12 protein-coding genes are annotated in these 12,289 nt (G+C 69.4%); 10 read left to right on the top strand and 2 right to left on the bottom strand.

Annotated elements, in window-relative coordinates:
• The first annotated feature begins 26 nt into the window (after nucleotides 1-26).
• From EPL04_RS17370 to EPL04_RS17345, 6 genes are all read left to right on the top strand, one after another.
• Complete coding sequence (locus EPL04_RS17370) at nucleotides 27-602, top strand: DUF7529 family protein (RefSeq protein ID WP_134672445.1); 576 nt, start codon at nucleotides 27-29, stop codon at nucleotides 600-602.
• A 101-nt stretch (nucleotides 603-703) separates the two neighbouring features.
• Nucleotides 704-1,552 (top strand): CBS domain-containing protein, encoded by an 849-nt coding sequence (locus EPL04_RS17365; protein ID WP_134672444.1) that lies wholly within the window; start codon nucleotides 704-706, stop codon nucleotides 1,550-1,552.
• A complete protein-coding gene (gene glyS / locus EPL04_RS17360) occupies nucleotides 1,549-3,297 on the top strand; it encodes a glycine--tRNA ligase (RefSeq protein ID WP_134672443.1) in 1,749 nt (582 codons plus the stop codon). Before EPL04_RS17365 ends, glyS begins: the two co-directional genes overlap by 4 nt.
• A 2-nt stretch (nucleotides 3,298-3,299) precedes the next feature.
• Nucleotides 3,300-3,884, top strand: coding sequence for a dolichol kinase (locus tag EPL04_RS17355; RefSeq protein ID WP_134672442.1), 585 nt, complete (start codon nucleotides 3,300-3,302; stop codon nucleotides 3,882-3,884).
• Nucleotides 3,885-3,961: 77 nt separating this feature from the next.
• Nucleotides 3,962-6,376 carry a DEAD/DEAH box helicase gene (locus EPL04_RS17350; RefSeq protein WP_134672441.1) on the top strand — a complete coding sequence of 805 codons (2,415 nt, stop codon included), beginning with the start codon at nucleotides 3,962-3,964 and terminating at the stop codon, nucleotides 6,374-6,376.
• Between the two features lie 178 nt (nucleotides 6,377-6,554).
• Nucleotides 6,555-6,830: a hypothetical protein gene (locus tag EPL04_RS17345; protein ID WP_134672440.1), complete on the top strand. Its 276-nt coding sequence runs from the start codon at nucleotides 6,555-6,557 to the stop codon at nucleotides 6,828-6,830.
• 21 nt (nucleotides 6,831-6,851) lie between these two features.
• On the opposite strand, the gene EPL04_RS17340 is transcribed toward EPL04_RS17345, so the two are convergent.
• Nucleotides 6,852-7,568, bottom strand: coding sequence for an Sjogren's syndrome/scleroderma autoantigen 1 family protein (locus EPL04_RS17340; RefSeq protein WP_134672439.1), 717 nt, complete (start codon nucleotides 7,566-7,568; stop codon nucleotides 6,852-6,854).
• A 157-nt stretch (nucleotides 7,569-7,725) separates the two neighbouring features.
• Here EPL04_RS17340 and mdh point away from each other — a divergent pair, with 157 nt between their 5' ends.
• Together mdh and EPL04_RS17330 are read left to right on the top strand one after the other, a co-directional pair.
• Nucleotides 7,726-8,640, top strand: a complete 915-nt coding sequence (gene mdh / locus EPL04_RS17335) for a malate dehydrogenase (RefSeq protein WP_134672438.1) — start codon at nucleotides 7,726-7,728, stop codon at nucleotides 8,638-8,640.
• Between the two features lie 125 nt (nucleotides 8,641-8,765).
• Nucleotides 8,766-9,104 carry a DUF7130 family rubredoxin-like protein gene (locus tag EPL04_RS17330; protein ID WP_134672437.1) on the top strand — a complete coding sequence of 113 codons (339 nt, stop codon included), beginning with the start codon at nucleotides 8,766-8,768 and terminating at the stop codon, nucleotides 9,102-9,104.
• A 25-nt stretch (nucleotides 9,105-9,129) separates the two neighbouring features.
• Here the strand turns inward: EPL04_RS17330 and EPL04_RS17325 are convergent, their stop codons facing one another.
• Nucleotides 9,130-10,158 (bottom strand): LLM class flavin-dependent oxidoreductase, encoded by a 1,029-nt coding sequence (locus EPL04_RS17325; RefSeq protein ID WP_134672436.1) that lies wholly within the window; start codon nucleotides 10,156-10,158, stop codon nucleotides 9,130-9,132.
• Between the two features lie 120 nt (nucleotides 10,159-10,278).
• Here EPL04_RS17325 and EPL04_RS17320 point away from each other — a divergent pair, with 120 nt between their 5' ends.
• Together EPL04_RS17320 and EPL04_RS17315 are read left to right on the top strand one after the other, a co-directional pair.
• Nucleotides 10,279-11,184, top strand: coding sequence for a ketopantoate reductase family protein (locus EPL04_RS17320; protein WP_134672435.1), 906 nt, complete (start codon nucleotides 10,279-10,281; stop codon nucleotides 11,182-11,184).
• A gap of 79 nt (nucleotides 11,185-11,263) precedes the next feature.
• Entirely contained in the window at nucleotides 11,264-12,289 is a 1,026-nt protein-coding gene (locus tag EPL04_RS17315) for a lysylphosphatidylglycerol synthase transmembrane domain-containing protein (RefSeq protein WP_134672434.1), read from the top strand.

The raw sequence follows: 12,289 nt of genomic DNA, 5'->3' as shown, positions 1-12,289 counted from the left end.
CCGCCAGCGGGTCGAGACGCGTACACATGACCGAAACCGGGACGGGCGACGAGGGCCCCGACTACGCCGAGCGGATCGCGGCCAGCGCCGACGTCCACAGCAACGCGTGGCAACAGACCGTCGAGGACATGAACGCGATCGCCGAGGACCTCGAAGACGAGGGGTGGGACGTGCTGACGATTCCGGCGGGTCACACCGCGCCGACGAACCCCGACGCGGGCGCGACCGACCGGTTCGGGTTGGTCCACGTCGTTCCGGGCAACAAGGCCGACGACATCGAAGAGACCGTCGAGACGGGGGCGTTCCCGCAGTACCGGGTGTTCCGCAAGGAGATGCAGGGCCGAGTGTTCATGGTGACCCAACTGCTCGATCCCGAAGCCGAGCAGGCGATCCTGATCGCGGGCAACTTCGAACTGCGCCACGCGCCGGGGCTGGTCAAGACCGCGCTCGAAGAAGAAGAGATGTACACCCACCTCCAGAAGCTCGACAAGACCCACCTCGCGTCGTTCCGCCACGACGAGGTCGAACACTTCTTCCCGAACCCCCACCGCTACGAGGACTACGAGGTCGACTTCGGCGCCGATTCGTCCGACGACGAGTGACCTGTCTCCCAGTTTCTCCGCGAGCCGCCCCGCCGAGCGAGCGCGTCGAGGCGCTCTCGTGTTCGTAGACTACAAGAAGGCCCAACCCGTACGCGGCGAACATGAACGTCGGCGAAGCCATGACGCCCCGCTCGGATGTCGTCACTGTCGAACTTCCGGGCACCCGCGACGACGTGCTCGAATACCTCCAGGAACGGTCGTTCTCGTCTGTTCCCGTGATCAAACACACCGACGAAGGCGAGCAGTTCCGCGGACTCATCTCCCGGGACGACCTCATCGAGAACCCCGACGAGGACCAGCTCGCGCTGTTGATGCGGGAGGTCCCGTCCACGACGCAGGACGCGACCATCGAGGAGGCGGCGTCCCTGATGGTCGAATCGGGGACCCGCCGGGTCCCGGTGGTCGACGGTCGGCTCGAGGGGATCGTCACCGTCACCGACGTGATCCGGGCGATCGCCGACGGCGACGCCGAGGGGTCCACCGCGGTCGGCGACCTCGCGGCCCGCGACGTCAACACCACCCACGATCAGGTGCCGCTGACGGTCGCCGAGCGCGAACTCTACTACGCCAACCTCCCGTACGCCGTCGTGCTTGACGACGCGGGCGAGATGGACGGCGTGCTGACCGAGGTCGACATCATCGACGTGGCCCGCGTGGTCGAGGGCGAGGCCGACACCGGCGACTCGATCGCCGACGACGACGACGACTGGAAGTGGGAGTCGATCAAGGCGGTCGGCAAGCGCTACCTCCCGACCCGGAACGTCGAGATCCCGGCCGCGCCGGTCGCGGAGTTCATGACCGCGGACGTGGTGACCGTCTCGGGCACCAAGACCGCCAAGGAGGCCGCCCAGATGATGCTCCGCAACGACATCGAGCAGATCCCGCTGGTGAGCGGCGACGAGCTCACCGGCATCGTCCGGGACATCAATCTGCTGGAGGCGCTGCGATGAGTCGGGACCTGGTGGAGCTAGCCAAGCGCCGGGGGTACTTCTTCCAGTCGGCCGGCGCCTACGGCGGGGTCTCGGGCTTTTACACCTACGGCCCGGAGGGCGCGACGCTCAAGCAGAACGTCGAGGACGCGTGGCGCGAGCGTTTCCAGGTGCGAGAGGGCCACCGCGAGATCGACGCGCCGACCGTACTGCCCGAGCCCGTCTTCGAGGCGTCGGGCCACCTCGACGGCTTCGACGACATGCTCGTCGAGTGCCCCGAGTGCGGCGAGAGCCACCGCGCCGACCACCTCGTCGAGGACAACACCGAGATCGAGGAGGCCGAGAGCATCCCGATCCCGGAGGTCGAGACGCTCATCGCCGACCACGACCTGCGGTGTCCGAACTGCGACGCCGAACTGGCGGGCCAGTCGGTCGAGGAGTTCAATCTCATGTTCGAGACCAACATCGGTCCGGGTAGCTCCTCGCCGGGTTACCTGCGCCCCGAGACCGCACAGGGCATCTTCGTGGAGTTCCCCCAGCTCGCCGAGTACGCCCGCAACCAGCTCCCGTTCGGCATCACCCAGATCGGCAAGGCCTACCGCAACGAGATCAGCCCCCGGAAGTCGATCATCCGGGTCCGGGAGTTCACGCAGGCCGAGCTCGAACACTTCGTCGACCCCGAGGCCGACGAGCCGCCGCTCGATCGGGTCGCCGACGTGGAGCTCACCCTCTACCCCGCAGACGAGCAGGAGCGCGAGGACGGCGAGTACCTCACCAAGACGGTCCGGGAGGCCGTCGACGAGGACATCGTCCACGAGTGGATCGCCTACTATCTGGGCGTCGGCAAGCAGTGGTACGAGTCGATCGGCGTCGACATGGATCGGTTCCGGTTCCGCCAGCACCTCCCGGGCGAGCTCGCTCACTACTCGGCGGACTGCTGGGACGCCGAGTCGGAGGTCGACGGCGACTGGATCGAGATCTCGGGCTACTCTTATCGGAGCGACTACGACCTCAGCAAGCACGACGACCACTCGGACGACGACTTCACGGTGTTCAAGCAGTACGACGAGCCGACGGTCGTCGAGCGCGCCACCGTCGACCCCGACATGAGCTACCTCGGCCCGGAGTTCGGCGGCGCGGCCGGCGACGTCGCCGACGCCCTCGAGACGCTCGCCGAGCGGGATCGAACCGCCTTCGACGCCGAGACGGTGACCGTCGAGGTCGACGGCGAGACCCACGCGATCCCGGTCGAGAAGACCGGCTTCAGCGTCGACGAGATCAAAGAGACCGGCGAGCACGTCCTGCCCCACGTCGTCGAGCCGTCGATCGGCGTCGATCGCGTCATCTACACCGTCCTCGACCACGCCTACGAGGAAGACGAGATCGAGGGCGAGGCCCGGACTCGGCTCGCGCTCGAACCCGAGGTCGCGCCCACGTTCGTCGGCGTCTTCCCGCTGATGGACAAAGACGGCATGGGCGAGACCGCCCGCGAAGTTACCGCCGACCTCCGGGCGGCCGGCTTCGACGTCACCTACGACGACTCCGGTAACATCGGCCGTCGCTACCGCCGCCAAGACGAGGTCGGCACGCCGTTCTGCGTGACGGTCGACTACGACAGCCTGGACGACGACACCGTCACCCTCCGCGAGCGGGACTCGACCGAGCAGGTCCGGGTCGCGGTCGACGATCTGCCCGACCTGCTCGCGGACCTCCGATCCGGCGACCTCGCGTTCGGCGAACTGGACGCCCCGACCCCAGACCAGTAGCTGTGTCGCTATCGAGCGAGGTCAAGCGTCGGCTCGTCCACGTCAGCGGCACGGGCTACCCGGCGCTGTTCGTGCTGGACCTCGTCTCCTACCGCCAGCTTCAGCTTCTGCTGGTGGCGAGCTCGGCCGTCGCGCTCGGACTGGAGACGATCCGACTGCTCGTCGGTCTCGACTGGCGGATCTTCGACGAGCTGACCCGCGAGTACGAGCACGACAACCTCGCGGGCTACGCCCTCTACCTGTTCGGGATGACCGTGGCGGCGCTTTTGTTCGAGCCCCGCGTCGCCGTCCCCGCGATGCTGATGCTCACCATCGCGGACCCGATCAGCGGGCTGGCGAGTTCGGGCGAGCTCGGCGTGAAAGCGACCCACACGCTCTTGCTCACTTTCGGGGTCTGCGTGCTGATCGCGAGCCTCTCGGGGCTTCCCGTGGTCGCGGCCGTGCTCGGCGCGCTCGCGGCGACGCTGGCCGACGGCGCGAAGCCGGTCGTCGCGGGCTACGTCATCGACGATAACCTCACGATTCCGGTGGGGTCGTCGGTCGTGATCTACCTGTCGCTGCGCCACCTGCCGGAAGTGACGTTTTGAGGCGCCTCCGGCCGCTCGTTTCACTTTCACCCCGATAGGCGAACCCTTTAATCGCTTGCCGACCAACCGTGGGTCGAATGGCGACCACCGGCGAGCAGCAGTACGTGGACCACGAGCTCCTCGTTCCCGAGTTCATCGAGCGGCGGATGTACCAGCTCCAGCTTGCGGGGGCGGCCAAGGACGCACACACGCTGGTCTGTCTGCCGACCGGGCTCGGCAAGACCACGGTGAGCCTGCTGGTGACCGCCGAGCGGCTCGCGGACGCGCAGGGCAAGAGCCTGTTTCTCGCGCCGACCAAACCCCTCGTCCAGCAACACACCGACTTCTACCGGGAAGCCCTCGAGATCCCCGACGACGACATCGTGATGTTCACCGGCGAGGTCAGCCCCGACGACCGCGCCGCCCTCTGGGAACGCGCCCGGATCGTCGTCGCCACTCCGCAGGTGGTCGAAAACGACCTCGTCGGGAGCCGAATCGACATCCGGGACGTGACCCACCTCACGTTCGACGAGTGCCACCGCGCGACCGGCGACTACGCGTACAACTACATCGCCGAGCGCTACCACCAGGACGCCGCCGACCCGCTCGTGACCGGGATGAGCGCGTCGCCGGGCGGCGACGAAGAGGAGATCCTCGACGTCTGTGAGAACCTCGGCATCGAGAACGTCGAGGTGATGACCGAAGACGACAGCGACGTCGACGCCTACACCCACGACACCGACGTCGAGTGGGAGCGCGTCGAGCTTCCCGACGAGATACTCGACATTCGGGACGCGCTCAACGAGGTGGTCGAGGACCGACTCGCGAAGCTCAAGGAGCTCGGCATCACCCGCAAGACGAGCGCGGACCTCTCGGAGACCGACATCAAGAAGATGCGCGCGGAGCTCCAACAGCTCATCGACAACGACCAGTCGGAGGGGTATCAGGGGATGTCGGCGCTCGCCGAGATCCGGAAGCTCCGTACCGCGGTGACGTACGTCGAGACCCAGAGCGTCGAGGCGCTCGGGCGGTACTTCGAGCGCCAGCGCAACGCCGCCCGGAGCTCCGGGGCGTCGAAGGCCAGCCAGCGGTTCGTGAGCGAGCCGAAAGTCAAAGAGTCGATGCGGAAAGCAGAGAGCTACGACGGCCTCCACCCCAAGTACTCGCGGGCGCGGATCCGGATCGCCGAGACGCTCGGGATCGAGGGCGGCGAGCGCGTCATCGTGTTCACCGAGTCGCGGGACACCGCCGAGGCGCTCACCGAGTTCCTCGGCGAGCACTTCGACACCCAGCGGTTCGTCGGGCAGGGCGACAAGGAGGGAAGCGACGGGATGACCCAGACCGAACAGCAAGAGACCCTCGATCGCTTCCGGGCCGGGGAGTTCGAGGTGCTGGTCTCGACGTCGGTCGCCGAGGAGGGCCTCGACGTGCCGGAGGTCGACCTCGTGCTGTTCTACGAGCCGGTGCCGACCGCCATCCGATCGATCCAGCGCAAGGGCCGGACCGGCCGGCAGGCCGAGGGGAAGGTCGCGGTCCTGCTCGCCGAGGACACCCGCGACGAGGCGTACTTCTGGATCTCGAAGCGCCGCGAGGACGAGATGGAAGACGAACTTCGGAAGCTCAAGGGCGTCGCCGACGAGGTCGAAGCGGAGTTAGACGACTCCCAGCGCCGGCTCGGGGACTTCGACGCCGGCGAGGCCGAAGCCTCGGGAACCGACGTCGAGCCCGGGTTACAGGCGTTCGATTCGAGCGACGAGTCGAGCGATGCCGGCGCCGACGGACCAGACGACGCGGACCCCGACGACGGCAGAACAGACGAAGCCGACGACGGCGCGGTCGCGACGGCCGCCCCGGACGACGGGACGGTCGAGATCGTGGCCGACCAGCGCGAACTCGACTCGACGATCGCGCGGGACCTCTCGACCCGCGAGGGGATCGAGACCCGCCTCGAGACCCTCTCGGTCGGCGACTACGTCCTCAGCGACCGCGTGGTGGTCGAGCGCAAGTCCGTATCGGACTTTCTGGACACCCTGACCGGCGGCGACCGGTCGCTGTTCGAGCAGGTCGGCGACGCGACGCGCCACTACGCTCGGCCGGTCCTGATCCTCGAGGGCGGCGAACTCTACGAGGAGCGCAACGTCCACCCGAACGCGATCCGAGGCGCGCTGTCGTCGCTGGCGGTCGACTTCGGGGCGAGCGTGCTCCGAACCAGAGACGAGGACGACACCGCCGACCTGCTCGAAGTGATCGCCACCCGCGAGCAGGAGACCGACGACAGGGAGGTGTCGGTCCACGGCGAGAAGGCGAGCAAGACGCTGGCCGAACAGCAGGAGTACGTGGTCGCTTCGATCGCCGACGTCGGGCCCGTGACCGCCCGGTCGCTGCTAGAGGAGTTTCGGACCGTCGAAGCGGTGATGACCGCCCGTGAGGACGACCTGAAACAGGTCCCGGGCGTCGGCGAGGTCACCGCCGAGCGCATTCGGGAGGTCGTCGGTAGCGACTACGACGAGTGACCGGCCGTCGGGGGCCGCTCCGGGGGAGAAACGACTCGTTTCTCCGGAACGGTCAGCCCGACCCCGGGGGTAGAAACAGCGCCTTGGTTCGAACGGTCGGGGTTCAATCGCGCGTTTGGGATCGAAACTCGTCGGAACGGCGTCCCCCAGTTAAGGGCGCCGATACGGTACGGTAGGTATGGTCTTCGACACCTCCCGAAGCGGTTCGGCGCGCTCGCGGGCCGACCCCGACCGCGGCCCGGTCGACGAGCAGTGCCTGTACGGCGAGCCGTGCCACGAGCCGGGCGACGCCCGCGACGAACAGGCCCTCTACGGCGAGCCCCAGCACGAGTCCGCCGATGTGGCCGAGACTCGGGACGTCGAGTTGCTGTTCGCGCGCCTCCGGAACGCCCCGCTCGAGCCGGACTCGCTCGGCTCGCGGGCGACCCGGACCGCCGAGACGAGCGAGCGATAACCGCGTTTTCTTCGAGCCTATTTACCGACTCGCCCGGTCGAGCGCCGCCAGCGCCTCGGCGGCCTCGCGGCTCGCGCCGAGGAGGTCCCGCGTGCGGGCCACGTCGTCGGCGTCCTCCGCGCGCCGCGCGAGGTCGTTCAGCGTTCGGACCAGCGAGGCTCGCGCGGCGTCGATACCGCCCGCGCTCGCAGTCGCATCTCGGGTCGACTCTCGGCCCTGCGCCCGGTCGCCGGCGCCCCGATCGCTCCCGCGGGCACGATCCCGGTCGCGCTCGGGCGCCCGTGCGCCGGCGTCTCGGTCCCGCTGGGACGGCGGGGTTCGGAGCTCCGACCGGTCGGCGTGGGCGTCTGGGACCCGAACGTCGTCGATCTCGACCCGCGGCTCGCCGTCGCCCGACTGCGCGCTGGGGTCGCCGGCCGATCCGGATGCGACCTCGCCGGCGTCGGGTCCGGGGGCGTCGGCGCGGTCCGCGCCCGCCGGACGCTCGGTCTCGTCGGCGTTCCGGGCCTGCTGGCTCTCGTGCTGGCAGGTCGGACAGAACTCCTGATCGTCGGACCGGAAGATCGGGTCTCCGCAGTTGTTGCAGTGTTTGCCCGTCATCGTCGCGCCCTGGAGGAGGAGTTCGCTCATCCGCTGGGTCGACTCCCGATCTTGCTTGTCTTTCCCGTACTTCTCTCGGAGCTTCTCGCGCTCGGCCTCCTTGTCGAATCCGTCGTCGTCGCCGTCGTCCGTGCTCATACGTGCCACAAGGCGGTCGGGGCCGAAAAGTGTCGCGCTCGCGGCCGTGGCGGGACCGACATCGCCGGTCGAGGCCCGACGCGTCGCGGGAACCGGCCTCTCTGTTTTTCGAGGTTTCGAAGCGCTTAACCGATTTGCGGGCAGTATCTCAGGTGGTATGACGAAAATCAGTGTGGTCGGCGCGGCCGGCACGGTCGGGGCCGCGGCGGCGTACAACATCGCGCTTCGTGACATCGCCGACGAACTGGTCTTGGTCGACATCCCGGACAAGGAAGACGACACCGTCGGGCAGGCCGCCGACGTGAACCACGGCGCGGCCTACGACGCGAACACCACGGTCCGACAGGGCGGCTACGCCGCGACCGAGGGCTCGGACGTGGTCGTCATCACGGCCGGCATCCCGCGCCAGCCCGGCCAGACCCGCATCGACCTCGCGGGCGACAACGCTCCGATCATGGAGGACATCGGCTCCTCGATCGCCGAGCACAACGACGACTTCGTCACCATCACGACCTCGAACCCGGTCGATCTGCTGAACCGCCACCTCTACGAGACGGGCGACCGCGCCCGCGAGCAGGTCATCGGCTTCGGCGGCCGGCTCGACTCCGCGCGGTTCCGCTACGTGCTGAGCCAGCGGTTCGACGAGCCGGTCGGGAACGTCGAGGCGACGATCCTCGGCGAGCACGGTGACGCTCAGGTGCCGGTGTTCTCGAAGGTCCGCGCGAACGGCAAGGACCCCGAGTTCAGCGACGAGGAGAAAGAGGAGATCCTCGAAGAGCTCCAGCAGAGCGCGATGAACGTCATCGAGAAGAAGGGCGCGACCGAGTGGGGGCCGGCGACCGGCGTCGGCCACATGGTCGAGGCCGTGGTCCGCGACACCGGCGAGGTACTGCCGGGCTCGATCAAGCTCGACGGCGAGTACGGTCACGACGACGTGGCGCTCGGCGTGCCGCTGAAGCTCGGCACCGACGGCGTCGAGGAGGTCGTCGAGTGGGACCTCACCGAGTTCGAGCGCGAACAGCTCGGTGAGGCCGCGGACAAGCTCTCCGAGCAGTACGACGAGATCGCCTGAGGCCCGGCGGACTCGCCTCGGAGTCGGTCTTTTTCGGTTCGACGCGACGGGTCGAGCGTTCGGGTCGGTCGCCGATCCGTTTTCGGGCGAGGAACTTTATCAGGTCCGAGGGCGTAGCCTCTCCCATGAGTGGGGAAGGTGAAACGCCGGCCGAGGAGGGGGAACCGGAGGCGGAGGAAGCGATCATGCGGCTCGATCTGGGCGCGACCGTCTACGACGAGGACGGGACCGAGCTCGGGACGATCCGGGGGTTCGAGGAGGGCGGGTTCTTCGTGACGACTCGCGAGGGCGTCGAGGGACTCAGCGTCGAGCACGCCCGCGCGGGCCACGACTTCGGCGAGGCGGAGCTGATGTGGCGGTGTACCGAGTGCGGCGAGATGGGCGAGATCGACGGCGGCCTCCCCGAGAAGTGTCCGAACTGCGGGGAGCCAAAGGAGGCGCTGATGTACTGGACCGAGGACTGAGCGGGCGCCGACCGACCTCGCCGCCTTACCGCGATTCGAGCCCGACGCCGTCGGCCAGCAGTTCGTGCGAGCGAAGCGCGTGCTCGTGGTCGCCGACGACGTGTTGGATCATCACCTCGTCGACGCCGACGCGGTCGGCGAGCTGGTCGAGTAGCCCCGCGAGCGTCTCCGGGCTCCCGGAGATCGCCCGGGGCCACTCGTCGTCGTCGAGCGTCGCCGGCGTCGGCGCCGGGACGCCCCCGAGTTCGTCGATCGCCTCCTCGACGGAGGGTCTGGTGGCGACCTCGCCGCGCCGCATCCGCTTGTAAGTCGCCTCGGCCACCGCCCGGCGCCGCGCCGCCGTCTCGTCGGTCGGGGCGCAGATCGCGTTCACCGCGATCGTCCCGGTCGGCTCGTCGACGCCGCCGCCGAGCGCCGACGCCCGGAAGTGCTCGCGGTACTCCTCGAAGGCCCGGACGGCGAACTGCGGCCGGATGAACGCCGCGAAGCAGTACCGGAGCCCGAGTTCGCCCGCGATCGCCGCGCTGGAGGGGCTCGACCCCAACAGCCACGGGACCGGGGGATCGTCGCCCGACCCCGGGACCTGCAGGTCGGCGTAGGCGTGGTCGTCGGGGAACTCGTCGTAGAGGTGGCTGACGACCGCCTCGACCTTCTCGGCGTGGTCCTCGTCGGGGTTCTGGACGTGGCGCTCGGTGCCGAGCGCCCGGTCGACCGCCGGCGAGCCGTTCGCCCGCCCGAGCCCGGCGTCGACGCGCCCGGGCGCCAGCGCGTCGAGCGCGCCGAACTGCTCGGCCACCTTGAACGGGCTGTAGTGGTTGAGCAACACCGCGCCCGACCCGAGCCGGATGGCGTCGGTCTCGGCCGCGAGGTGGCCAAGCACTACCTCTGGCGTCGTGCCCGCCAGCGTGTCGGCCATGCCGTGGTGTTCGGCCACCCAGAACCGCGTGTAGCCGAGTCGTTCGGCCTGTCGTGCGGCTTCGACGGTGTTCGCGTAGGCGTCGGTCGCGGTCCCGCCCTCGGGGACCGGCGAGAGGTCGACGACGGAGAGTTCCATGCCCCGCCCTCGGGGACTCGGCGGGTTAACGGTTGGGCTACCAGCGACCTCGCCCGCCACGGCCACTCGCGCGGACCCGAGACGGGGCGACTTTTCTACCCGCGAGCACAAGGCTCGGACATGGAGATCGTCGTCTTCGGTGCGGGGAGCCTCGGGAGCCTCGTCGGGGGCTTGCTCGCGCGCGAGCACCCGGTCACGCTCGTCGGCCGGGACCCCCACGTCGCGACCGTCCGCGAGTCGGGACTCCGCGTCGAGGGGACGTACGACTTTTCGGTCTCGCCCGCGGCCACCACCGACGGGACCGGCCTCGGGGCCGACCTCGCGGTGGTGACGGTCAAGGCGTTCGACACCGAGGCGGCCGCCGAGGCGCTCGCGACCGGCGCGTTCGACGCCGCGCTCTCGCTCCAGAACGGGATGGGAAACGAGGCGATCCTCGCCGACCGCCTCGAGTGTCCGGTGCTTGCCGGCACCGCGACCTACGGTGCGCGCCTGACTGGGCCGGGCGTGGTCGCGTGTACCGGCGAGGGCGAGGTCGTCCTCGGCCCCCGCGGGGGCGGCACCGCCGAAGTCGCCGACGAGGCGGGGCGGGCCTTCCGGGCGGCCGGCGTCGAGACGACCGTCGCCGACGACATGCCCCGCCGGCGCTGGCGGAAGCTCGCGGTCAACGCGGGCATCAACGCGACCACGGCGCTCGCCCGGACGCAGAACGGCGGGGTTCGGTCCGGTCCCGCTCGCGCGGTCGCGACCGACGCCGCCCGCGAGACCGCCCGCGTCGCGCGGGCCGCCGGGATCGAACTCTCGGACGCCGACGCGGTCCGAGCGCTCGACGCGGTGGCGGCCGACACCGCCGAGAACGCGTCCTCGACCCTCCAGGACGTGCTCGCCGGCCGCCACACCGAGGTCGAAGCGATCAACGGCCACGTCGCGGCCCGCGCCGACGAACTCGGCGTCGCGGCCCCGGTCAACCGAACGCTGGCGAACCTGTTGGGGGCGTGGGCCGACGCCAACGCCGAAAGCCGCCCCTAACCCGGCGCGAAGCGGCTCTCGCCCGCGTTTCGAGCGGGAGTTCCGACATACTGATTAGTGCAGGCGGCAAGCATCGCCCATGAACGGCGCGCAGTTGCGCACAACCGCGCTCGGATTCCTCGGCACCTTCGCCATCCTGGGGCTGTTGCTCTACTTCGTCGGAGTCGAGGACCTGCTCCGCGAGCTCCGGCAGGCGGACCCGGAGACGGTCGCGTTGCTCGTCGCGGCCACGCTGGGGTGGCTCGCCGCCTGGGGGTACGGCCTCCGGACGGTCCTCCACGTTCTCGGATCGGACATCTCGTTCGCGAAGTCGTTTTTCGTCCTGAACGGCGCGATGTTCTCGAACAACATCACGCCGTTCGGACAGGCCGGCGGCGAGCCGGTTACCGCGCTGTTGATCTCGAAGGTGGCCGACACCGAGTACGAGCGCGGACTGGCGGCCATCGCGAGCGTCGACTCGCTCAACTTCGTCCCCTCGATCACGCTCTCGTTGCTCGGGGCGGGGTTCTACGCGACCCAGACGTCGTTTGGCCGCCGGCTCCGGATCGCCACGGCCGCGATCGTCGGCCTCTCGGTCGCGGTCCCGGTGGCGGCGTTCTTCGGGTGGCGCCACCGGAGCGCGCTCCGACGGACCGTCGCGCGTGTGCTCGCGCCCGCCCTCGAGTGGGTCTCGCGCGTCCTGCCGGTCGACGTCGCGCTCAGCCCCGAGAAGATAGAACACCGGGTGTCGGAGTTTTTCGACTCGATCGAGCGCGTGGCGACCAACCGGCGGGGGCTGGCGCTCACCCTCGGCGCCTCGACGCTCGGGTGGGTGTTCCAGATGATCGCGCTCTGGCTGGCGTTCGTCGCCATCGGCTCGCCGATCCCGTTCGACGTGCTCCTGTTCGTGGTTCCGGTCGGCGCGATTGCGGGGGTCACGCCGCTCCCGGGCGGCGCGGGCGGGATCGAGGCGGTGTTGGTCACGCTCCTCTCGAGTCTCCCGGGGATCGGGGTCGGCTGGGAGACGGCGTTCGCCGCCGTCATCCTCTTTCGGGGGGCAATCTACTGGGTACCGATCGGGATCGGGGGCGCCGTGGTGAGCGTCGTCGGCGTCGACTCGGTGTAA

Origin of the sequence: Halorussus marinus (assembly GCF_004521895.1) — an archaeon.
GTDB classification, from domain to species: domain Archaea; phylum Halobacteriota; class Halobacteria; order Halobacteriales; family Haladaptataceae; genus Halorussus; species Halorussus marinus.
This window is presented reverse-complemented; position numbering and strand designations above follow the sequence as displayed.